Here is a 3,100-nt window from a genome sequence, read left to right as displayed (position 1 = left end):
AGACCAACGACGAGTGGACCGTGGCGCGGCGCTACATGTCGCTTGAAACCCTCGCCCGCGTCACAGACAATCCCACCGTCAGGCTGCCCGCCGTGGCCACCTGATCAAGCTCGAACCTCTCCGAGGGTCGGCGCTCCTACACCACCACCGGGGACACTATCGCCGGATGTCCACGGCGAGCGAACATGCAGGCCAGGCCGCCCTATCGATCTGCGAGGCGCTTCTGCTTGCCTTGAACGATCGCGGACTGCTTCCGGAGCATGAGATCATGGGGGTTCTTCGCGACGCCGCCGCGACACATGAGAACGCCGTCGGCACCGAACTCGAAACGGAGAGGCACCGCGCAGTGGCGGACTTGATCAACGCGATCATCGCTGGCGGCAACTCGGTTCGACGCTTGTGAAGTCGAGCTTCAACGAACTGCAGGAGCATTTATGGATATCAATTGATTGGAAGCCGAAAGATATTCTTTGACACGCTATTGTAGAACCGCTGTCGAACCATCATTTCGATAATATCGGCACTCCGGTATGGCGAGTGCCAATGCCTATCCGAACATCGCCATGCTCCCTTGGACATCCGAAGAAGGAGCACTCAGGTGCCGTTCACTCCACTCCACGACCGGGTTCTCGTCCGCCGCATCGAAGGCGACGCGAAGACCTCAGGCGGGCTCATCATCCCCGACACCGCAAAAGAGAAGCCGCAGGAAGGTGAAATCGTTGCGGTCGGCGCTGGCGCCAAGGACGAGGATGGCGAGCGCACTGCCATGGACGTCAAGGCTGGCGACCGGATCCTGTTCGGGAAATGGTCGGGCACCGAAATCAAACTCGACGGCGAAGACCTCATGATCATGAAGGAGAGCGACATTCTCGGCGTCATGGCCTGACCCCGACAGCGACGCCGTTTTTCATTTTCAGGAGTGTCCACCATGACCGCCAAAGACGTCAGATTCAGTACCGATGCCCGCGACCGCATGCTGAAAGGCATCAACACGCTGGCCAACGCCGTGAAGATCACCCTCGGCCCCAAGGGCCGGAACGTCATCATCGACAAATCCTGGGGGTCGCCGCGCATCACCAAGGACGGCGTGACCGTCGCCAAGGAAATCGAGCTGTCGGACCATTTCGAGAACATGGGCGCGCAGATGGTCAAGGAAGTCGCGCAGCGCACCAATGACGAGGCGGGCGACGGCACCACGACCGCGACCGTTCTCGCCCATGCGATTGTCCGGGAGGGCATGAAGTCGGTCGCCGCCGGCATGAACCCGATGGATCTCAAGCGCGGGATCGACAAGGCCGTCGCCGCGGTCGTGGCCGAGATCAAGACCATGTCCCGACCGGTCGGCGACAGCGACGAGATCGCGAAGGTCGGCGCTATTTCGGCCAACGGAGAGGTCGCCATCGGCCGCCAGATCGCAGATGCGATGGCCAAGGTCGGCAACGAAGGCGTAATCACCGTCGAAGAAAACAAGGGGCTGGAGACCGAAACCGAAGTGGTCGAGGGCATGCAGTTCGACCGCGGCTATCTGAGTCCCTATTTCATCACGAACGCTCAGAAGATGGTCGTCGAGCTGGAAGACTGTGTCATCCTGCTTCACGAAAAGAAGCTAACTTCTCTCGCATCCATGGTTCCTCTCCTGGAGGCCGTGATTCAGGCCGACAAGCAACTGCTGATCGTGGCCGAGGACATAGAGGGCGAGGCGCTGGCGACGCTGGTCGTCAACAAGCTGCGCGGCGGGCTGAAAGTTGCGGCCGTCAAGGCCCCCGGCTTCGGAGACCGCCGCAAGGCGATGATGGAAGACATTGCCGTGCTGACGGCCGGTCAGGTGATTTCGGCAGAGATGGGCACAAAGCTGGAGAATGTCACGATAGACATGCTCGGCTCCGTCAAGAAGGTCGCGATCACCAAGGATGACACGACGATCATAGACGGGGCCGGCGACAAGGACGCGATCGCGGCGCGCGTCACCCAGATCCGGGCGCAGATCGAGGAGACCACTTCGGACTACGACAAGGAGAAGCTGCAGGAACGGCTGGCCAAGCTTGCCGGTGGCATTGCCGTGATCCGGGTCGGCGGGGCAACGGAGATCGAGGTGAAGGAGCGCAAGGACCGCGTGGACGATGCGCTGAATGCCACCCGTGCCGCGGTTCAGGAAGGTGTGGTGCCGGGTGGCGGCGTGGCCCTGGTTCATGCCGGCAAGGTGCTGGCGAAACTGAAGGGTGAGAACAGCGACCAGGATGCCGGGATCAAGATTGTCCGTCGCGCGATCCAGGCACCGCTGCGCCAGATTGCCGGCAATGCCGGCGTCGACGGATCGGTCGTTGTCGGCAAGGTGATCGAGAACGACAGCCCGAGCTTCGGTTTCGACGCGCAGGCCGAGGAATACGGCGACATGCTGAAGGCCGGTGTCATCGATCCGACGAAGGTCGTCCGGATCGCGCTCGAAAACGCCGCGTCGATTGCCGGGCTGTTGATCACGACCGAAGCGATGGTCGCGCAAAAGCCCGAGAAGGCAGGTGCCGGCAGCGAAATGTCCGACATGGGTGCAATGGGCGGAATGATGTGACCGGCGGCGTCCCGTGGGCAGGAGCCCCGGGGCACCAATGCACAGCGTTGATGGAAACAAACACCGATCACTTCTTCAGAAATGAACTCAGGACCAGGAGGAAACGAAATGTCCAAGGGTGACAAGCAACGTGGCAATCGAGAAGTGAAGAAGCCGAAGAAGGTGAAAGAAAAGGTCGTAGCAACAGCGGACTTCACGAAGGGCAAAGCCTTGACCAATCTTGGCGAGCACAAGAAGAAATAGGTCGCGGCCCAAGTCCCTGTATGTCACTGGAGACGGAGCCAGGTCGTGGAGGGAGACGTGGCGACATGCTGCATCGGGCAGCCTCTGGCGCCCGGAAAATCGACGATAAGGGTTGCCGGAGAAATGCGTAATGCGCGATTTTGATCGAGAAACCGCGAGTTAGACTCAGGACCCATTAAACGGGTTGAGGCTGCGCGGTCTGCGTGATTCATCGTCCCCGAACCAAAGGGGGCATGATGAGCGATCTGTATTGGCTGAGCGAGGCTCAGATGGCGCGGCTGAGGCCCTATT

The 3,100-nt window shown here is 60.6% G+C and carries 4 protein-coding genes; all 4 read left to right on the top strand.

The annotated features are described in order from the left end of the window. Window positions 1–166 precede the first annotated feature (166 nt). Window positions 167–403, top strand: a complete 237-nt coding sequence (locus ROA7023_RS23190) for a hypothetical protein (RefSeq protein WP_085881312.1) — start codon at window positions 167–169, stop codon at window positions 401–403. A gap of 195 nt (window positions 404–598) precedes the next feature. Continuing rightward, window positions 599–886 (top strand): co-chaperone GroES, encoded by a 288-nt coding sequence (locus ROA7023_RS23185; RefSeq protein ID WP_085881311.1) that lies wholly within the window; start codon window positions 599–601, stop codon window positions 884–886. A gap of 42 nt (window positions 887–928) precedes the next feature. Then, on the top strand, window positions 929–2,566 hold the full coding sequence (gene groL / locus ROA7023_RS23180) for a chaperonin GroEL (RefSeq protein WP_085881310.1): 1,638 nt from the start codon (window positions 929–931) through the stop codon (window positions 2,564–2,566). Window positions 2,567–2,674: 108 nt separating this feature from the next. Then, complete coding sequence (locus ROA7023_RS25535) at window positions 2,675–2,809, top strand: hypothetical protein (protein ID WP_268808039.1); 135 nt, start codon at window positions 2,675–2,677, stop codon at window positions 2,807–2,809. Window positions 2,810–3,100 lie beyond the last annotated feature (291 nt).

The sequence above is a fragment of the Roseisalinus antarcticus genome, from assembly GCF_900172355.1.
GTDB lineage: Bacteria > Pseudomonadota > Alphaproteobacteria > Rhodobacterales > Rhodobacteraceae > Oceanicola > Oceanicola antarcticus_A.
Note: the sequence above shows the minus strand (reverse complement) of the source record. Positions and strands in the feature narration are given on the sequence as shown.

Coding starts and splice junctions, on each gene's coding strand:
- ROA7023_RS23190 (WP_085881312.1), top strand. CDS start 167: ATGTCCACGGCGAGCGAACATGCAGGCCAGGCCGCCCTATCGATCTGC.
- groL (WP_085881310.1), top strand. CDS start 929: ATGACCGCCAAAGACGTCAGATTCAGTACCGATGCCCGCGACCGCATG.
- ROA7023_RS25535 (WP_268808039.1), top strand. CDS start 2,675: ATGTCCAAGGGTGACAAGCAACGTGGCAATCGAGAAGTGAAGAAGCCG.